This window comes from Pseudoalteromonas sp. L23 (assembly GCF_021728455.1).
GTDB lineage: Bacteria > Pseudomonadota > Gammaproteobacteria > Enterobacterales > Alteromonadaceae > Pseudoalteromonas.
On record NZ_JAKKCW010000002.1, the window covers coordinates 464,361 to 483,985 of the forward strand.

Consider the following 19,625-nt stretch of genomic DNA (forward strand, 5'->3'; position numbering starts at 1 on the left):
GCATTATTGTAACTTTCAAATCATTAAAACTGAATGGATTATCTGAGAAACCAGTAATTTTCCACTTCCCGAGCTCGTTCAACTGTAATTTCTTGAGCAAAAATTGAGATCTTTATATGGCCATCTAAGGCGGTATCCAATAGTGTGCTTCCTACTCTTTGGTATCTTTCAATCACTTTCTCATTGGGAATTTTCCACGGCGAATAAAAGGCACGAGAAAATATCGCTATATCAGGGTCAATCGCTTGAATAAACTGCTCGCTTGAAGAGCTGCCACTACCATGATGCGGAACCAGTAATATATCGGCCTTGAGTGCTTCTTTTTCAATGTTAAGCAGCTTAGTTTCAGTTATTTTCTCAATATCTCCTGGTAATAAAAGCGTAAAACGCCCATCAGAGATACGAACCACACAAGAATTATTATTGTCATTGTTCGACACTTCTTGAGGCCAGATCACAGATACGTCTAGCCCTTGAAATTGATGTGTTCCTAGCACACAACTATCAGCTGGACTTGCAGGGTGAAAACGCTGTAACGATTTTCCGCCATCATAGGCAATGAGGTCATCAACGCCACCATTATGGTCGCCATCATTATGACTAATGATGGTATCTTGCAGCGTAATTCGATTATTCAAAAGATAAGGTTTGATCACAAACTCGAACATCGAAAAATAACCAAAATACTTGGCCCCCACATCATAGAGCAGCCCTTTGTTATTGCGAGAAACTAACACTGCCGTTCCGTGACCCACGTCAAAGATATCGATTTGCCATAGCGGAGAGGCTCGAAATTGATACTGAACGAGGAAAAACAATATGGGTAATAAACCAAGATAATTTCTGAATAAATACAGCAGCAAAGCACTTAAGTAGCTGGTTATTAGAAACATGGACGAAACGCCGGGTATATCTACCCAACTAAGTGGAGACTTTTGCAACAGCTCAAAAAGAACCACTAACACATTATCAACTAAATGAAGTGGAAGTTGCCAACCAATAGCGTGCAGCGCAGTAACATGAAGCAGTAGTAGCGGAAATACCACGATGGAAACCAACGGGATCACAATGATGTTCGCAACCAATGAGATAATACTCGCACCGGAAAAGAAATACAGGTTGAGTGGCAACAGACAGATAAATAACGCAAGCTGCAACTTAATTAAGGCAAGTAGCTTTGCACCTAAACCTCTGCCAACTTTTGTCACTAACGTTACGATGATAGCAACCGCAAAAAAGGAATAATATAAACCAGGATTAAGTAGTGAAAACGGGTCTACTATCAAGACGATGGTCAACGCTACTGTTAGCACCTGAAGCGCTTTAAGGCGCACAGCAAAGAGGTAACAAGCAACCCACACCATTGCCATGATTAAAGCTCGAGTCGCCGATACGCTGTAACCGCAGAGAATGACGTAACCAAAACACAACAGTAACGCAAAAACCAAACACCATTGATGTAAGTTAGCTGCTTGGGAAATTATTACCGGGATACAATACAGCACGACTTTTATCAGCAAAAACGCGATGGCAAATACCATTCCGATATGCAGCCCTGAAATCGCTAACAGATGGCTCAAGCCAAGACTTCTAAATTGTGTTTTGTTTTCGAAGTCGACTTTGCTTGTATCGCCAGTTAACAAAATATAGTACAGCCAAGCATAGCTTCGCCCATCAAGCGTTTTATCTATGAATAAGCGGTAGTTATCTCGCCACGTAGTGTCCTTCACTACCGACTTGATTGTTTTGATGCTGCCCTTAAAATATATATGCTTCCTAAACGCATGCAATTCAGCATTAAAGAGTCCGATATTAATTCGGCTACGATAACGCTTAAGTTTTACCGTAAATTCAATGTGGTCACCGACACGCAACATAGGCGTGGATGAGTTACGATAGAGTTTTGCGTTTACTGTACGCCAACGGGCAAATTGGTAGCCATCAACTTGCTCAAGCTTTACCTTTAACGCTTCACCAATCACAGAATTATCAACCTCAATAACTTTACCCGAAGCAGTAACAAGCTGCGATTGCCACATTTCTGGTATTTTTAGCTGATAAAAAACAAAGTAATGACCAATAGCAATGGAAATCCCTAAAATAAATCCTGCCAATATAGGACAAAAAAGCTTAGAATAGCGGCCCATGAAGTAGAGGAATATGCTTATTGCGGCTGATCGCCAATTGTCGAGAAGAAATACCGCACTGAAGCAACCCAGAATTATTCCAAAACATATCAGAATCCAAGTAGATGGCAGCTGCAAATGGCGAAAAAAACGATTCAACGCTTTTTACCTGATCATAATAAAATCAAACAACAGAAATCATTAAAAATCTTTGGTAAGTTACTGCATGATGCCAACCTGTGGCATTTAAACCGACGCTCAGCACGCGGCGCATTCTCGGTGGGGCTATTTTTCGCATTCATCCCTGTTCCTTTTCAAATGGTACTGGCGGCAGCACTAGCGATTCCATTTCGCGTTAACTTGCCTTTGTCTATTGCACTCGTGTGGATCACCAATCCACTTACGATGCCACCTATATTTTACTGCTCATACCTAGTCGGTGTATTTGCTCTTGGTCAAGAGCAGCAACCATTCCATTTTGAGGCAAGTTGGGAATGGCTTGCACAAAGCCTAACAACGATTGGGCCTGCATTTATCGTCGGCTCTTTGATCTGCGCAACACTTGCCGCCATTATTGGCTTTTTCGGTATCGACTACCTGTGGCGACGCTCAGTGAATAAAGCGTGGCAAAGTCGCGGCCAAGGCTAATACCAGTATAGTTAAGATTTTTATCGCTTGAATTAAATATCGAATTGAATTTGCGAATATTTCTTTTCAAACACAAAAAAAGCCCTTCCGGGCTTTTTTATCGTATAAATTGTACTTTAGGCTTTACGACGTCTTCTCAGCGCCACTAGTGGTAGCGCGAGTAAACTAAGCCAAGACCAACTTGCAGATTGACGCTCATATGTCTCTGCTTCAGGTGGTGTACAGCTTTCAGGTTCACCAGAAATTGGCGTAAGTAGAACCGGTAAGCTTACCGACTCATACTCAGTCTCACCTTTGCTGTCCTTTTCAATTTCACCAAGTGTATTGCGTCTTTCAACCGTTTTGGTGGCAATCGCATAGATCTTGTTATCGTCAGTAATTTTTACTGCTTCCGCAATCGTGTAAGGGAAGGTATCGCTCTTACAGGGAAGAAGAGAATTAATGTTTACTAGCTTTTCCGCCCCGATTTCATATAAGAAGGCTTCACGACGACGGTTTGAACCACTCTTTTCAATCACACCTTGACCAACAACAAAGCCATTATTGTTAATGTCATTTATTGCTGTTGCTGAACCTTCAAAGTATGTGGGCATCTCCTTAAACTCAGCACTTGTAGTATTAAAGTAGAAGCCAGTTGCGTCATAGTCTCTAGAGCCTCCACTGAAACGTCCAAATACACCAACTATGGTACCGTTGTCATTCACATCGACTGCTTGGCTATATTCAATAAAGCTCTCAACTTCTCTAACTCGTTTGATTTCACCGTCTTCGAAATAAACAGCTTGTTCATATGGCAGTAGTCTATCATCTCTTTGTCTACGTACTCGAGAGTAACCAACGGTTAACCCATCCGAGTTAGTCGCAACAGCAATACTAGAGTATGCAATTTCACTATCTTCATCAGGCGTAAAACCGAGCCCTAAATCTGTTGCATCAACTAAATTAAAGTTGTTATCAAAAGTCCATTTATATGCCCTAGTGTGATATGGAGTGCTGATACTCTGGATGCAAACATCCACAGGCTCATCTACACCATCACAATCATCCGCTATATTTTCGATTGCTCTTTGAGATAATGACGTAGAGCTTTGCCCGACGACAATATAACCACCTTCGTTAGTTTGCTTGATGTCTGTCGCGATAGAAATACCGCCATGCTCAGTAAATGCGGGCTCCAGCCTAACTTTCTCACCAGCAGGAGTTACCAAAATTCCTTTATTTCGCCAATCGCGTACAAAATAAGTTTCTTCTTCTGTTTCACCCTCAGGAGTAAAAGTTATCTTTTTAAAAGGTGCAGAGCCCCAGCCCACTATTGTACCGTCTTCTGCGATGCTTGTAAGATAGTTAGTGACCGAGCGAGTTAGCCCTTCGTAATCAGGAGATTGTTCATCATATACTACAAATTCTTCAGCAGTATTGTTGTTGTACGTAAGAGAGATTGCTTGAACAACAGTTTGAAATTGATTAGCCCCTCTTCGACTTAAGTGATAAAGCATAAATGCATGAGCTTGTGCGTTGGTATTTGCAGCATCGTTATTTTGAATATCATCTAAGGTGAAGGTAATTTCTTCTTCTATCTGCTCATATTGCTTCTTTACACTGTCATAATCGCTTTTCAGTGTTGAATCATCGAAGTCGATATATGACACATCAATCTTAACACCAAATAAATTGGAAGCATGACCAATCACGTCTCCAGCTTCATTTGCGTCCGACACGTAGCTATATTTACTATTATCATGTCTTGGTAATTCAGTTAACTGATAGGTGGCAGCGGCCGCTTGTTGTGAAAGGGCTACGGCGACACTCGCGGCTAAAAGTTTAAATTTCATTTTAATCCTTACTGCTGATTCTGTAATGCTTCTAGTTCTTCCCAGCGTTCAAACGCGGCTTCCAGCTTCGACTCTAGCTCAGTCAAATGGTTCAATGCCTTGTGGGTCGTTTCTTGATCTTGTTTAAAGAAGTCTGGATCGCTGACCAGTGCTTGTTGTTTATTCACAGCCTCTTCAAGTTCCTCTACTTTACTGGGCAGCGACTCTAATTCAAGTTTTAATTTGTAACTCAGCTTATTTGAACGAGCTGGTGCAGCTGCTTTTTTAGTCTCGGCTTGTTGCTGTTTTTCTTGATGAACCTTTTGTGCCTCTTTCTTCTGCTGCTCTCGTCTTTGCTGGTACAGTTCAAAATCACTATAACCGCCAACAATTTCTGTCACCAAGCCCTCGCCTTCGAACGCCCAGACACTGCCGCAGGTATTATCGATAAACTCTCGGTCGTGGCTGACGACTAACACCGTGCCTTGGTATTGGTTTAAGATTTCTTCAAGTAACTCAAGCGTCTCAATATCCAAGTCATTGGTCGGCTCGTCCAGCACAATAATATTTGAAGGCTTAAGGAAGAGCTTTGCAAGCAATAAGCGGTTTTTTTCACCGCCTGATAATGCCTTTACAGGGGTTCGAGCTCTCGCAGGCGGAAATAAAAAGTCCTGCAGATAGCCAAGCACATGACGTGAACGGCCGCCCATCATTACTTCTTGCTTACCTTCTGCGACATTATCCTGCACAGTTGCTTCTTCATCCAATTTTTCACGGTATTGGTCGAAGTACGCAACTTCCAGGTTCACGCCTTGTTTTACGCTGCCTGCGTCAGGTTTAATGTCACCAAAAAGCATTTTTAACAGCGTAGTTTTACCTGCTCCATTAGGACCGACCAAGCCAATACGATCGCCACGCATCACCAGCGTTGAAAAGTCCTTTACAATGCATTTTTCTTGGAATGCTTTGTCTAAATGTTTCGCTTCAAAGACCAGCTTACCGGAACGATCCGCCGTCTCGATGTTGAAATCTGTCTTACCTTGTTGCTCGATGCGTTGCTTGCGCTCAACACGAAGCGCTTTTAGTGCTCGCACACGCCCTTCGTTACGGGTTCGGCGGGCCTTGATCCCTTGCCTTATCCAGGTTTCTTCTTCGGCAAGCTTTTTATCAAACAAGGCATTCTGTTGCTCTTCCACTTTTAAATCATGAGCTTTTTGTTCTAGATATTGCGCATAATCTCCAGGGTATGAAACCAACTTGCCACGGTCTAAATCTAAAATTCGGGTCGCCATTGCGCGAATAAAGGCACGGTCGTGAGAGATAAACACGATCCCCCCTTTAAACTCTTTCAGGAATTGCTCAAGCCAGATGACACTTTGCATATCAAGGTGGTTAGTCGGCTCGTCGAGTAACAGTAAATCTGGGTCACTCACCAAGGCTTTGGCCAGTGCAACTTTGCGTAGCCAGCCACCTGAGAGTTCTTCTAGGCGCATATTCGCATCTAATTGCAACTGGCTAAGCACTTGCTTGATCCGTGACTCAAAACGCCACGCATCTTCGCTTTCCAATCGCTGAGTCAGGCGCTCAAGCGAGGCCATCAGTTTATCTGACTGGCTGGTTTGTAGTTTTTCACTGACTTCATGAAATTCAATGAGTAGCTCAGCAACATCAGGTAAACCGTTTGCAACATAATCAAAGACCGACCCATTTGCGCCCTTTGGTGGGTCTTGTTCTAGCCTTGAAACTTTTAATCCACCAACACGGTTGATTTCACCATCATCAAGTTGAACTTGATCATCAAGTACTTTCAGTAACGTTGATTTACCGGCACCATTTCGGCCCACAATACAAACGCGCTCGCCTGATTCAATAACGGCATCAGCTTGGTCAAGTATAGGGTGTGAACCAAAAGCTAGTTGGGCTTTAGCAATTCGAATGAGATCCATATTATTCTATAAATTCTTGTAGTTGTTGTTGAGTAAAAGGCCAGCCAAGTTCCTGACCTGTCTCGCCTTTTTTAATCACTGGAATTCTATATTGATATTCCGTCATCGTCTCTTCACTATCGACGATATCGACTAGTTCAATTTCGGCTTCAGGCAAAAATTGAATTAACATCGCCAATGCTTCTTCACAAAGATGACAACCATCGGTGTGAAATAAAGTACATTTAATCATGACGGATCAACCAGCTGTTGTGAATTTGTTTGTTACGCTTAAAATCCAAAGACAAGGTTTGCGATGAGTATTCCTCAGCGGTTAGGCCAAGTGCCGCAAGTCCCATTTCATCGATTTTAAATCCGCGTTTGTTGTTAGAAAACAGTAGTACACCGTTCGGTGCTAATATCTTCTTTACCCAACCAAATAGTTTTAAATGATCTCTTTGTACATCAAATGCGTCAGACATACGTTTAGAGTTAGAGAATGTTGGTGGGTCTAAGAATATCAAATCATATTGACCAACTGCTCTTTCAAGCCATTTTAAGCAATCCGCTTGCTCAAATCTGAAACGTGGATTCTTCAAACCATTTAGCTCAAAGTTTTCCTCAGCCCATTTTAGATAGGTCTTTGACATATCTACTGTGGTAACAGACTTAGCACCGCCAACTGCAGCGTGCACAGAAGCACTACCTGTGTATGCAAATAGATTCAACACGCGTTTATCTTTCGAATGTTGCTGAATAAACTTGCGGGCTAAACGGTGGTCAAGGAATAGACCAGTATCGAGATAATCAAATAGGTTAACCTTAAACTTAGCACCGTACTCTTCTACTACCTCAGTACGGTTTTGCTTGTCTAGGGCTTTGTATTGTTCTTGACCTTTTTGGCGCTTTCTTACTTTTACCGCGATGTTTAGCGGGTCGATATTAAGCTGCTCGGCGGTCAGTGTGATCACGTCTTGCAAACGTTTTTGTGCAACGCTATCGTCAATTTCTTTTGGCGCTTTGTATTCAAAGATGACTGCGTTGTCGTTATATACATCAACCGCAACATTGTACTCAGGGATATCCGCGTCATAAACACGATATGCATTAACGTCTTCTTTTTTCAGCCAAGATTTTAAGCCTTGTAGATTTTTCTTCAAGCGGTTGCCAAACGCAGTCGAGCCTTCAAAATTAAGCCCACTGCTCTGTTTATTTTGCTGTACCTGCATTTCATTCATTTCATACAAGTTAAGCAGCACATCGAGCGGGCCATTTTTGAATTTATAAGACTTTTTACGCGCTAGTTTTAGCACTTTTAATAGGCTTTCTTCACTCGCAAGTAACGCCAAATTCCAGTCTTTATAGTGCTTTTTAAAGGCGATACCCATATTGCGATATAGCGTAATAATTTCAGCCATACCACCTAGACGTTCGCCATAAGGCAAGTTACTCAGCACAGTGCCAGGACGTTTAGCAGCAAGGCTAAGGTGATTGGCATCTTCAAACTTAAACTTAATATGTGACTCAACGCCTGCGCGCTTGGCATTACGCTCAGCAATTGACAGCACACGTTCATCGATATCACTACCGATCAGCCATAAGCTCTTGTGCTCTGGTTGTACCTTTAATTGTGCTTTAAGCTCGGTGAACTTACTTTCACGAAAACTCGGCAAGCGTTTAAAGGCAAAATCTTTATTAAGGTTAGTAGGTAAGCCAAGCGCCATAGATGCCGCTTCAATTAATAACGTGCCAGAACCACAGCAGGGGTCAAAAAGCGGCTTATTAGTATCTTCAAGCCAGCCGCTACGTTTAACCAGCGCTGCCGCTAAATGTTCACGAATTGGCGCTTTACCTTGTTTGTCACGATAACCTCTATCAGATAAGCGAGGTCCCGAGAAATCGATATATAGCACACAGCCTTGCTTAGATAATTTCGCTATGATGCGAATATCCGGTGTCTGTTTGTCAACATCTGGACGTTGCTCAAACAGATCATTGAAGTAGTCAACGATCCCATCCTTAACCACCAAGCCAGAGAATTGCGTATTTTTAAGCGCATTATTCGTACCATTAAACTCTACTGCAAAGGTCTGCTTTGGGCTAAACCAATCTTGCCATGCCTGAAAACGAACAAACTTGTAGAGAGAATCTTTGTCATTCACTTCTGGTTTGTCATCAATAAGCAACATCACGCGCGTTGCAAATCGTGTCATCATACAGAACTTTTGTACGTCTAGATTAGCACCTGTGAACTTAACTGAACCAACGGTTTGCTTATTTATTTCAAAACCAAACTCGGTTAATTCTTCAACCAGTAACTGCTCTACACCAATAGATGTCAATGCGATAAATTGCAATTTGAATACCCTTAAATTTCAACTGGGCGCAGTATAACACACAAGTTATCGTTAGTTATTAGTTGAGCTTGGTTGTATGGGGATAAATTACGTTAAAAATTTAGCAAGTTCAGAAAATTTAACTTATCTAGCGCGCTTATGTTCGAGTTCCTGCTTTGGTAATTTTGCAGTAAGTTATGGAGCTCCCCTTTTTCAAACCACACGCCACCACAGCACCCGCACTCACTAAAACTAGCTTCAAAGAGCGTATAGTCTTTAAGTGTATGACCATCATAAGGGCATAATTGTAAAACGTCACGCTCAACCAACGACCGCTTTGCAATAAAATCGGTATAACTAAAGTGATAAGTATGTTTAATGGAATCAATAAATTTGCGCGGCAACCAAATGGCACCGCATGACTGACATTGATAACCGCAATGTCCTTCAGCGTCGGCATAAGTTAGTTTTAATGTTTTATCGCAGAGGCAGCGCATTCTGTTTCCTAGATCAACAAACAACTCAAATTAGGTACAGATTAATACAGGAAATAATTGCTGGTCAATAAACGATGAGATGAAATTGGCTATGCGCTTTGATGAACTCGGTGTGTTAACACAAGAGGCGCTAACCGATCGTTCAGTACTTTTATCGCTTGAAATTGTTCAAGCTCTATTCCCTCATCAAGAATAAATTGCTCGTTCAAGCTTAAACAAAGACTTGACTGACCATCATGCTCGATAATTAGAAACTCGCCGCGGCTTAACTTGGAATTTAAACACACAACCGCCTCACTCACAGGTTCACCACCAAAATATGGCTTAAAAAACCAGCTTTTTGCTTGCATCGGTTGCAGATGAAACTTTGCCGCAGTTGCATTTAAAGCGATTTGGCAGCATCTGGGCTCATTCCAAACACCAAACCCGCAAAGGTAGGAAAATACACTCTGATAAAATTCAGCTTCGCTGAGACTAAAATTGGGATTAGCGGTTGAGTCCTCAGTAAGGTGGCGCAAACGAAAAGGCGTGCAAAGCTGAAGCTCGTCACCCAAATCAATTAACAACCTGTTCCTTTCTGTGCAACGGATCCATTGCCACTCTTTTGAAGCTTGCAAAACTTCTCTCCCACCAACCAATTAGCTCAACTAGTAAGTGGGAGTATAACGCGAAAAACGCAATGATGAAATTTTTTATAATAACGTTTTGTTTTGGATCATTTAGTTATATGACCGATCCTTATAAGGACGAAACGATCTTTTTAACAAGCGCTGGACCTTCATATATAAAGCCTGTGTAGACTTGTACTAAATCTGCACCAGCTGAAAATTTCTCTTTTGCAGATTCCGCACTGTCAATACCACCTACACCGATGATTGGTAGCTTACCGTCGGTAATACGCTTCAATTCGCTGACAACATGCGTCGATTTTTCACGAACAGGTCTACCAGACAAACCGCCTGCTTCATTACCGTGCTCTAGGTTTTCTACCGCATCACGGGCTAATGTTGTATTAGTTGCAATAACACCATCGATACGATTATTAACTAATGATTCTGCTATCTGAGTTAATTGAACGCCATCAACATCTGGTGCGATCTTTACCAACATAGGCACCGACTTGTTATGCTTGGCGATCAGATCCATCTGTTCATTTTTCAGGCTTTGCAATAGATCGTCCAGCGCCTCGCCATATTGTAGATCTCTAAGACCCGGTGTATTTGGTGAAGAGATATTCACAGTGATATATGAGGCTTGCTCAAATACTTTTCTCATACAGTGAATGTAGTCATCTTTACCTTGCTCATTCGGTGTATCTTTATTTTTACCAATGTTGATCCCAAGGATCCCATCGTATTTTGCTGCTTTTACATTGTTGACTAGGTAATCAACGCCCTTGTTATTGAATCCCATGCGGTTAATAATCGCATTTGCTTCGGGTAGACGAAAGATCCGAGGCTTGTCGTTGCCCGCTTGTGGTCTCGGCGTGACAGTCCCTACTTCAATGAAACCAAAACCCATTTGCGCAAATGCTTCGATACACTCAGCATTTTTATCAAGACCGGCGGCCAACCCGACTGGATTTTTAAACTCTAACCCAAGAAAATTAACAGGTTTGTCTTGAACTGATTGAGACCATGCAAGGCTCATTGGCGTATTCGCAAAGCGGCGCAGGTTGCTTAGGGCAAAATCGTGTGCCCACTCCGCATCTTTATTAAACATAAAACGACGCGCAAGATCGTAAAACATGGTAGCTCCTCAGTATTGGTAACGTAATCAACTTAGCTAAAATTACCCAAGCGTAACTTTAGCTAAATGGATTATGCCAATGGCATTAGACAAAAAAATACCCCAGTCAAAGCTGGGGTATTGTAGCGATTTCTAGATTATTTGGAAGTATCGCAGTTGTGGCTTAGTAACATTAGCTCACGAAGTGCAACTGAGAACTTAGCAAAGTCATGGCTTTGCGACGTCTTAAACTCAGTTAGCATTTGCTGCCAACGGTGTAGTAAGCCAGCTTGCTTATCCATCCACTGTTCAATCTGTTCATTGATATCACTGTCATCACCAGCAAAGCTGTTTAACACAACCTCTGACAATGAACGCTGTTGCCAATCAAGCTCTTCACGATATGAAGCTCGAGCAAGCGCCTGCCAATGGTTTGCAACAGGTTGAGCCGTGATTTGGTCAAGGAACCAATGTAGACCCATGTTTGCACCGAGCGTGAAGTAGGTATTAGACACAACACCGATCTTACGACCTGAGCTATGTGCAACTTCCGCTAAGTCCATGACCGAGAACAAGCTTGAAAGCGATACGATACGCAGTGCAATTTCAGCTGGTACACCTTGAGATTCAAGGTCACGTGCTTTATCAACGATCTGCTCGCTTTCATTTGCAACCATGTAGTTGTGTAGATTTGCACTTAAATCTTTAAATGTTGGTGCAAAGAACGCGATGGTTTGCTCGATAGTTTGAGACTTGTCACGGTGACGCAAGAACCAACGCGTTGCACGGCGAACTGTACGACGTAATTGATATAGCATTTCCGTTTGAACTGCCGCTGGGATCTTATTATCTAGCGCAGAAATCGCTGACCACGTTTCCTTCATTTCAAAGATTGCACTTGCAATTGAGTAGCAAACCGCAATTTCTGCATCCGTTGCACCTGTCTCTTCGTGCATACGAACCATGAAGTTTAGACCCATATCGTTAACGATATTGTTTGCAAGTTTCGTTGCAATGATCTCTTTACGTAGCGGGTGATTATCCATCGCAGCATTGAAGCGCTCGCGCAGCGGTGCTGGGAACGAGTTCACTAGCAACTGACGGTAGTATGGATTTTCTGAGATCTCATCAACAACTAATGTCTCTTTTAATACCATCTTAGAGTAAGAAACCAGTACAGATAGCTCAGGACGTGTTAGGTCTTTACCTGCCGCCGCACGCTCTGCTAGCTCTTCATCAGTTGGTAAGAATTCGATTGCACGATTTAACTTGCCTTCTTTTTCAAGTGCATGGATAAAGCGTACTTTCTCTTTCAGCGTCGCTGGACCTTTAGACTTAGTAACCGAAAGCGTGTGCGTTTGACGGTAACAATCTTTCAGTACCAATTCTGATACTTCATCTGTCATTGAATACAGTAATTCGTTACGCTGCTTATTCGTCAATTCACCTTCAGCAACTAGGCCGTTAAGTAGGATCTTGATATTAACTTCATTATCCGAACAGGCAACACCACCTACGTTGTCGATAAAGTCAGTGTTGATACGACCGCCGTTTGAAGCAAATTCGATACGACCCAGCTGAGTAGCACCTAAGTTACCACCTTCACCAAATATCTTCGCACCAAGCTCACCACCGTTGATACGTAGCGCGTCGTTTGCACGGTCGCCTACTTCAGCGTCAGTTTCAGATTTAGACTTGATGTAAGTACCAATACCACCATTCCACAGTAAATCAACTGGCATCTTCAATAATGCTTTGATCAACTCGTTTGGTGTCATGCTCGACTTCTTAGTGCCTATCATTTTCTTCATTTCAGCGCTTAGCGTAATTGCTTTCGCTGCACGAGAGAAAATACCACCGCCCTCAGAGATCAGATCCTTATTATAATCTTCCCAGCTTGAGCGTGGCAGATTAAATAGACGCTCACGCTCTACATACGAGCTTGCTGCATCTGGGTTTGGATCGATAAAGATGTGCATGTGGTTGAATGCCGCTTGTAAGCGAATGTGCTTAGATAGCAGCATCCCGTTACCAAATACGTCACCACCCATGTCACCAATACCAACTGCAGTAAAATCAGTTGTCTGACAGTCAATGTCCATTTCACGGAAGTGACGCTTAACCGATTCCCAAGCGCCCTTAGCAGTAATACCCATCTTCTTGTGGTCGTAACCAATTGAACCACCTGACGCGAAAGCGTCACCAAGCCAGAAGTTATATGATTCAGCGATACCATTTGCGATATCAGAGAAAGTCGCAGTCCCTTTGTCCGCTGCAACAACTAGGTATGGGTCGTCTTCGTCGTGACGTACAACATCCACTGGCGGCACAATGTCACCATGTACGATGTTATCTGTGATGTCTAATAGACCACGGATGAAGATCTTGTAACACTCTTGGCCTTCTTTGAAAAACGCTTCACGTTCAGTTGGAAGTTGTTTACAAACAAAACCGCCTTTAGAGCCCACAGGTACGATAACTGTATTCTTAACCTGCTGTGCTTTAACCAGGCCAAGTACTTCTGTGCGGAAATCTTCACGACGGTCTGACCAACGTAGACCACCACGAGCCACTTTACCGCCACGTAGGTGAACACCTTCTACGCGTGGAGAGTATACGAAGATTTCAAACGCTGGTAATGGCAATGGCATATCTGGCACTGCGCTTGGCTGGATCTTGAATGACGTATACGACTTATTCGTGCCATCAGCTTCTTTTTGATAGAAGTTAGTACGCAGCGTTGCATTGATCATATCAACGTACAAACGAATGATACGGTCATCATCTAGATTCGCTACGTTTTCAAGCTCAAGGTAGATTGCATCAACAACCTTCTGAAGCGCCTTTTCAGTGGCAACTTTCTTCGGTGCGAACTTCTTCACGAATAGATCAACGATCATCGCTGCAATGTGCGGGTAACGGTCAAATGTATTTTCGATGTAAGATTGCGAGAACGTCACACCAATTTGGCGCATGTATTTTGCATATGCGCGTAAGATAGATGCTTCACGACCAGTTAGACCACCTAATAACACTAAACGGTTGAAACCATCGTTTTCTAGGCGGTTATTCCACACATTGGTCAATGCCGCACGGAAACGTGCTGATACTTTGTCAAAATCTGTGATCCCTTTGCTGTCGATAAGCATAGAGAAATCCATGATCCAGTTTACTTGACCATCAGTCGTCTTCACAGCATATGGTGTTTCACCAATAACACGTAGGCCAAAGTTCTCAAGCATTGGCATCACGTCTGATAGGTGAATTGGCTCTGCTTTATGGAACAGACTCAAACGAACAAGCTGCGATGTTGCTTCTTCTTGAGGTCTGTAGAACAGCATCTCAAGTTTGTTATCTTCGTTTAGTTGCTCTAGCTTTTCGATGTCTACTACTGCTGCACTCGGCAACACTTGGTCTTTATAAGCAGACTGGAAGGCATTCGTATATTTACGGTTTAACTCGTTACCACGAGACTCACCCGTTCTTTCAAGAAGTGCAGATTGTAGCTTGTCTTCCCAAGTACGAGCGGCTTCTACCAAGTTATTTTCGATTTCTTTCACGTTGTAATCTATGTTGTTGTCATCAACACGCACGATGTAATGCGTACGCGCTAGTGTTGATTCAGAGAAAAAGGTGGTGAACTCTACTTTGTCGCTAGACTTAAATGCACGGCCTAGCAGTTGTTGAGTTTCACGGCGTAACGCTGTGTTGTATCTCTCTCTTGGCACATAAACCATACAAGAGAAGAAACGACCATACACATCCTTACGCACAAATAAGCGACACATGTCACGCTCTTGAGTTTGTAAAACGCCCATTGCCACTTCAAGTAGCTCGCTTTCGCGTGCCTGTACTAACTCATCACGAGGATAGGTTTCAAGAATATTGAGTACCGCCTTGTATGCATGTGTGCCTTTAGCAAAGTCACATTGCTCCATGATACGGTTAATTTTACTCTTAAGTACCGGAACATCTACCGCACTGTTGTTGTAGAAGCTAGAAGAGAACAAGCCAATGAAACGGTCTTCACCAATCACGTTACCTTCATCATCAAAACGCTTGATCCCAACATAGTCGATATACGCTGGTCTATGAACGCGTGAAAGTGAATTTGTCTTGGTTAAGATCAACAAGTTGTTACTGCGTGCCTCTTTGCGCGCAACTTCAGGCAGTTCAGACAATAAACGGCTGTGATCGTCACCAGAGTTCTTCATCAGGCCGAGACTTGTGCCTTCAACTGGCTTCAGCTCATAGTCACCTTGAACTGGAGTCAAATCATATTGGCGATAGCCCATAAAGGTAAAGTTGTCGCTAACCAGCCAGTCTAAAAACTCGACGGCTTCAGCAACTTCTTCTTTTGAACAACTATAATGACGGGTCGGCAGCTCTTTACTTACGCTCACCAATTTATCGCGAATTGGTAGCCAATCAGCAACCGCAACAGAAACATCATTTAAGACAGATTCAAGCTCAGCTGTAAAATCAGCGATCACCGAATCATCTGTTTGCCTGTCGATTTCGATAAAGAATACGGTCTTAGTAGACGTAGATTCTTGTTCTGCTTTTAAGTTAGAAACTGCGGTGATTGCACCTGCATCATTTCTTTGTAACTTAAGTGGAGAATGAAGTAATAGGTGAGAGACTATGTTTTTGCGATTCATCGCCATGCGCACTGAATCAACCAAAAACGGCATATCTTTAGCGATTATCTCGACAATCGTATGCGATGATTGCCATCCATCCTTTGCAACCTCAGGATTAAAAACGCGAATGACGGCATCGTCAGACTTGTTTTTATCAAGGGCATTCCAAAGGCTCAATGCTGCGCCGTATAAGTCACTGTCGTTACGATGTGCCAAATCCTCTTTAGACATGTTGCTGTACAAGGTTTTGGCAAACGTTTCGACAAGTGACACTTTGTCAGCATGGACTTTTTTATGGATAAGCTTGCAGACGTTATCTAGGATAACAGAAGCTGTGCCTTCATTTTGTGTCATTATGTGTTCCTTAATCTATACCACCTTTGAACGGTAGATTATTTGTACAGCCATTTATTAGCGTGGAGTCAGGTAAATTCTAACCTTTCTGACGCTAATAAACAGCCTTTTTGACGAAAACATTTCAAGCTTTTCAGCTGTTTGCTCATCTATTCACAAAAAATAGATATAAATCGCCAATACCAAATAAAAAGGAGCACAATTATTCACATTATTTTTTCTGGTCAGACCAGATGAGCGTTCCAATTGCCGGTAAAAGCAGCACAGCACCCAGCATATTTACCAAGAACATGAAGGTTAAAAGGATACCCATATCAACCTGGAACTTAAGCGCAGAGAAAATCCATGTGCTTACGCCAATCGCCAATGTGATACCCGTAAACAGTACCGCACTGCCTCGTTCAGCAAGTGCATTTCGATAGGCGACCGACAACGGCATACCTTGCTTAAGCTGTCCCATCATAGAGGATAGAATATAAATGCCATAATCGACACCTATTCCCACACCCAAAGCAATTACTGGTAACGTCGATACTGTTAACCCGATTTCAAGCTGCACCATAAGCGCCTGAGCCAACGTTGATACCACATATAAAGGTAGTACCACTGCGATAGTCGCTCGCACGCTCCTAAAGCTCGCTAGGCACAACAGGATCACCGCGCCGTACACATAGATCATCATAGGGACCTGCGCCTCGGAAACGGATTCATTTGTTGCCGCCATCACGCCGATTGGACCTGATGCTAATTTAAAGGCAACGTCATCAGTTCCCTCTTCTTCTGAGAACGCTTTTATCTTCGCAATCACATGGTCGATAGATTCAGCCTTATGATCTGCCATAAAGATGATAATAGGCATCACCGAACAATCACCGTTAAGTAGCCCTGAGCTTGTCTCCACTCGAGAAGTAGCTTGAACTAGAGAAGCGGTATTTCTTGGTAACGTCTGCCACTTTAAGTTACCTTCGTTGTACCCAGCATTAACCGCTTGTGCAACGGAGCTTAAAGAAACAGCCGATTGTACACTCGGTAAGTTTTCTACTCGCCATTGGAAACGACTAATACGCTCCATTGTATCGTGCTCGGTACAAGCCGCAGGTGTCGCTTCGACAATGACCTTTAAGATATCAGAAGAAATTGCATAACGGTCTGAGATAAGGAAAGTGTCTTGGTTGTATCTGGCATCTTCATGTAGCGCCGGTGCACCAGCATGTAAATCACCAATACGCATTTTTTCAGATTGCCAGTAGCCAAACGCGAATAGTACTGCACTGATAAGTAAAATCACTCTGGCCACTTTTTTGTCTGTGGTTTTCACCAAGGCCTCTCGCATTGTCTCAAACATACCATGGCTGGCGTTTTTACCATCACCAAGTCGCTTAATATTTGCAGACTCAAAGAACGATGCCATTACAGGAAGCAGTACCAAGTTGGTAAAGATAATAACTGCAACCCCTAAACTGGCAGTAATAGCAAGTTCGCGAATAATGCCGATGTCGATTGCCAGTAAGGTTAAGAAGCCAACGGTGTCTGAAAGTAGAGCAATGCCACCAGGGATAAGTAATGCTTTAAAGCTCGCTTCAGCAGCCACTTTGCAGCTTACCCCTTCCGCTACTTTTTTACCTATCGCGTTGATCATTTGCACACCGTGACTCACGCCAATAGCGAAGACTAAGAAAGGCACCAAAATAGACATAGGGTCAACACCAAAACCCAAAGTACTGAGTAAGCCCATCTGCCAAATCACAGCAATAAATGAACAAACAATCGGAAGCAGCGTAAGCTTAAAGCTCTTACAGAACATCCAGACCATAATAAAAGTAAAAGCAATTGCTAACGCAAAGAAAAGCACTACACCTTTCGCACCATCAGCAATGTCACCGGCCATTTTCGCAAAGCCAATAATATGTATGCTCACTTTGTCAGTGCTAAGAGGCGCTCGGATCTCAGACTCTAATTTTTGCGCAAAGGCTAAGGTATCAAGCTTTTCTTGAGTTTGCGGGTCGGTTTCCATTAGCTGAGCGGTTACCATGGCACACGAATAATCGCTCGCAACCATACGACCCACAACTTTTGCTTTTTCAATGTTCTGCTTTACAACCGCTAGGCCTTGTTCAGTAGGTTGAAAATTAGCGGGAATAATAGGTCCACCGGCAAAGCCGTCCTCTACCACCTCAACGAATCTCGCACTGGGTGCAAAGATTGAATTCACCAGTGGACGATTAACACCTGGGATAAAATAGAGCTGATCATGCACCGCTTTTAGCTGAGTGAAAAATGGCTCATTAAAGATGTCACCATCTTTATCACAAACAGAAATAAGAATACTATTTGCACCACCAAACTGTTTTTCGTGCTTCAAGTAAACTTTCATGTATTCATGATTTAGTGGAATATTTTTGTTAAATGAAGCATCGAGCTGAATTTGCGTGGCTTTGAAGCCCAAAAATATCGTCGTCAGTACGAAAAAAGACACGACGGTAATACGATGCCTAAAGATGGCGTATACCAATTGATTTAAAAACGCTTGCATTAGTTGTTCACCTCTACCTCAGCAATCCCCTGCTCCGTAGCTAGAATTAGCTGATTCTTTTTAACCACACCTGCTAAAATAGAGTGGCCGGTTTTTAGTTGTTTTGAGGTTAGCTTACCTGCTTTCAACGTGAATATTACGCCGCTGTTAGCAAACATATAGGTCACATTATCTTTGTGGGCAATACTATTTATTGTCGCCGTTTTTTGAGTATCAAGTTGAACTACTTGCTGTGCATTGCCAATAAATGCGTTACCCCTAAGGCCCGCAACAATAAGTTGCTTATCTGAGGTTTGATCAACAGCAAAAAATGAACCGCGATAAAAAGGCTCAAATTTTTGCCATGTTTTTCCTAAGTCATCACTTTGTGCCACAAGTCCCATTTCACCGACAAGGTACATCATGCCTTCGGCGATCAACAGGCGATTAAAATGGGGAAGAATAAACGCCGTTTCTTGTTCGTATGCCGCGGGGTCTTGCTCTTTTAAATCGGCTAAGTAGTCGACATCATCGGGGTGAACAAATTCACTGATAAAACGTTTTGTCCAAGACTCACCACCATCAGTGGTTTCAAAAAACATGCCATAAGCGCCCACAGCAAAGCCGTGTTGTTGGTCAATAAACTCAATATCAAGACAAGGCTTTTCCAATGTTGGTAGATATTGTTTTAGCGCCCATGTTTTACCACCGTCTGTGGTTTTGATTATGCTAGCGTCGTGGCCACAAGCCCAACCAATATCTTTGCCTTTGAATGTCACAGAGGTCAACAGTGATTGAATTGGCACCTCTGCCTGCGTCCAGTTTTGCCCTTCTTGTTTAATAATTATTGTGCCGTGTTTACCTACCGCAATTAACGCATCACCGTTATCTGTAATATCCGTGAAAAGCGTTTGTTCTGGGTGAGCGACCATCAGGGCTGATTTTGCTAAAATCTGATCACTACTTTCGGCTACTGCTACATGCGCCATAGTTAAAATCGAGGCTGCTACTAACTTCTTCATCATGAGAAAACACTCGAGTTGTG

The 19,625-nt window shown here is 42.8% G+C and carries 12 protein-coding genes; 1 reads left to right on the top strand and 11 read right to left on the bottom strand.

From position 1 onward, the window contains the following. Positions 1-38: 38 nt before the first annotated feature. Complete coding sequence (locus tag L3V43_RS05910) at positions 39-2,285, bottom strand: DNA internalization-related competence protein ComEC/Rec2 (protein ID WP_323054419.1); 2,247 nt, start codon at positions 2,283-2,285, stop codon at positions 39-41. Between L3V43_RS05910 and L3V43_RS05915 the strand changes: the two genes are divergently transcribed. Then, complete coding sequence (locus L3V43_RS05915; protein WP_010371507.1) at positions 2,265-2,774, top strand: DUF2062 domain-containing protein; 510 nt, start codon at positions 2,265-2,267, stop codon at positions 2,772-2,774. The two genes, L3V43_RS05910 and L3V43_RS05915, sit on opposite strands and share 21 nt — an antisense overlap. Positions 2,775-2,890: 116 nt before the next feature. Here the strand turns inward: L3V43_RS05915 and L3V43_RS05920 are convergent, their stop codons facing one another. From L3V43_RS05920 to L3V43_RS05960, 10 genes are all read right to left on the bottom strand, one after another. Further along, entirely contained in the window at positions 2,891-4,606 is a 1,716-nt protein-coding gene (locus tag L3V43_RS05920; protein WP_102056717.1) for a DUF3466 family protein, read from the bottom strand. A gap of 8 nt (positions 4,607-4,614) precedes the next feature. Beyond that, positions 4,615-6,531 carry an ABC transporter ATP-binding protein gene (locus L3V43_RS05925; RefSeq protein ID WP_237116151.1) on the bottom strand — a complete coding sequence of 639 codons (1,917 nt, stop codon included), beginning with the start codon at positions 6,529-6,531 and terminating at the stop codon, positions 4,615-4,617. A gap of 1 nt (position 6,532) precedes the next feature. Beyond that, positions 6,533-6,763, bottom strand: coding sequence for a glutaredoxin family protein (locus tag L3V43_RS05930; protein ID WP_010371514.1), 231 nt, complete (start codon positions 6,761-6,763; stop codon positions 6,533-6,535). After that, on the bottom strand, positions 6,756-8,867 hold the full coding sequence (gene rlmKL / locus L3V43_RS05935; RefSeq protein WP_010604638.1) for a bifunctional 23S rRNA (guanine(2069)-N(7))-methyltransferase RlmK/23S rRNA (guanine(2445)-N(2))-methyltransferase RlmL: 2,112 nt from the start codon (positions 8,865-8,867) through the stop codon (positions 6,756-6,758). Before rlmKL ends, L3V43_RS05930 begins: the two co-directional genes overlap by 8 nt. 92 nt (positions 8,868-8,959) lie before the next feature. After that, positions 8,960-9,343 (bottom strand): zf-TFIIB domain-containing protein, encoded by a 384-nt coding sequence (locus tag L3V43_RS23680; protein WP_266068315.1) that lies wholly within the window; start codon positions 9,341-9,343, stop codon positions 8,960-8,962. A gap of 89 nt (positions 9,344-9,432) precedes the next feature. After that, positions 9,433-9,960: a cell division protein ZapC domain-containing protein gene (locus tag L3V43_RS05940; RefSeq protein ID WP_081489945.1), complete on the bottom strand. Its 528-nt coding sequence runs from the start codon at positions 9,958-9,960 to the stop codon at positions 9,433-9,435. 121 nt (positions 9,961-10,081) lie between these two features. Next, entirely contained in the window at positions 10,082-11,092 is a 1,011-nt protein-coding gene (gene pyrD, locus L3V43_RS05945; protein WP_235367487.1) for a quinone-dependent dihydroorotate dehydrogenase, read from the bottom strand. A 137-nt stretch (positions 11,093-11,229) separates the two neighbouring features. Next, on the bottom strand, positions 11,230-16,068 hold the full coding sequence (locus L3V43_RS05950) for an NAD-glutamate dehydrogenase (protein WP_235367488.1): 4,839 nt from the start codon (positions 16,066-16,068) through the stop codon (positions 11,230-11,232). Positions 16,069-16,279: 211 nt separating this feature from the next. Next, positions 16,280-18,601: an MMPL family transporter gene (locus L3V43_RS05955; RefSeq protein WP_237116152.1), complete on the bottom strand. Its 2,322-nt coding sequence runs from the start codon at positions 18,599-18,601 to the stop codon at positions 16,280-16,282. Then, positions 18,601-19,602: a YCF48-related protein gene (locus L3V43_RS05960; RefSeq protein WP_237116203.1), complete on the bottom strand. Its 1,002-nt coding sequence runs from the start codon at positions 19,600-19,602 to the stop codon at positions 18,601-18,603. Before L3V43_RS05960 ends, L3V43_RS05955 begins: the two co-directional genes overlap by 1 nt. Positions 19,603-19,625 lie beyond the last annotated feature (23 nt).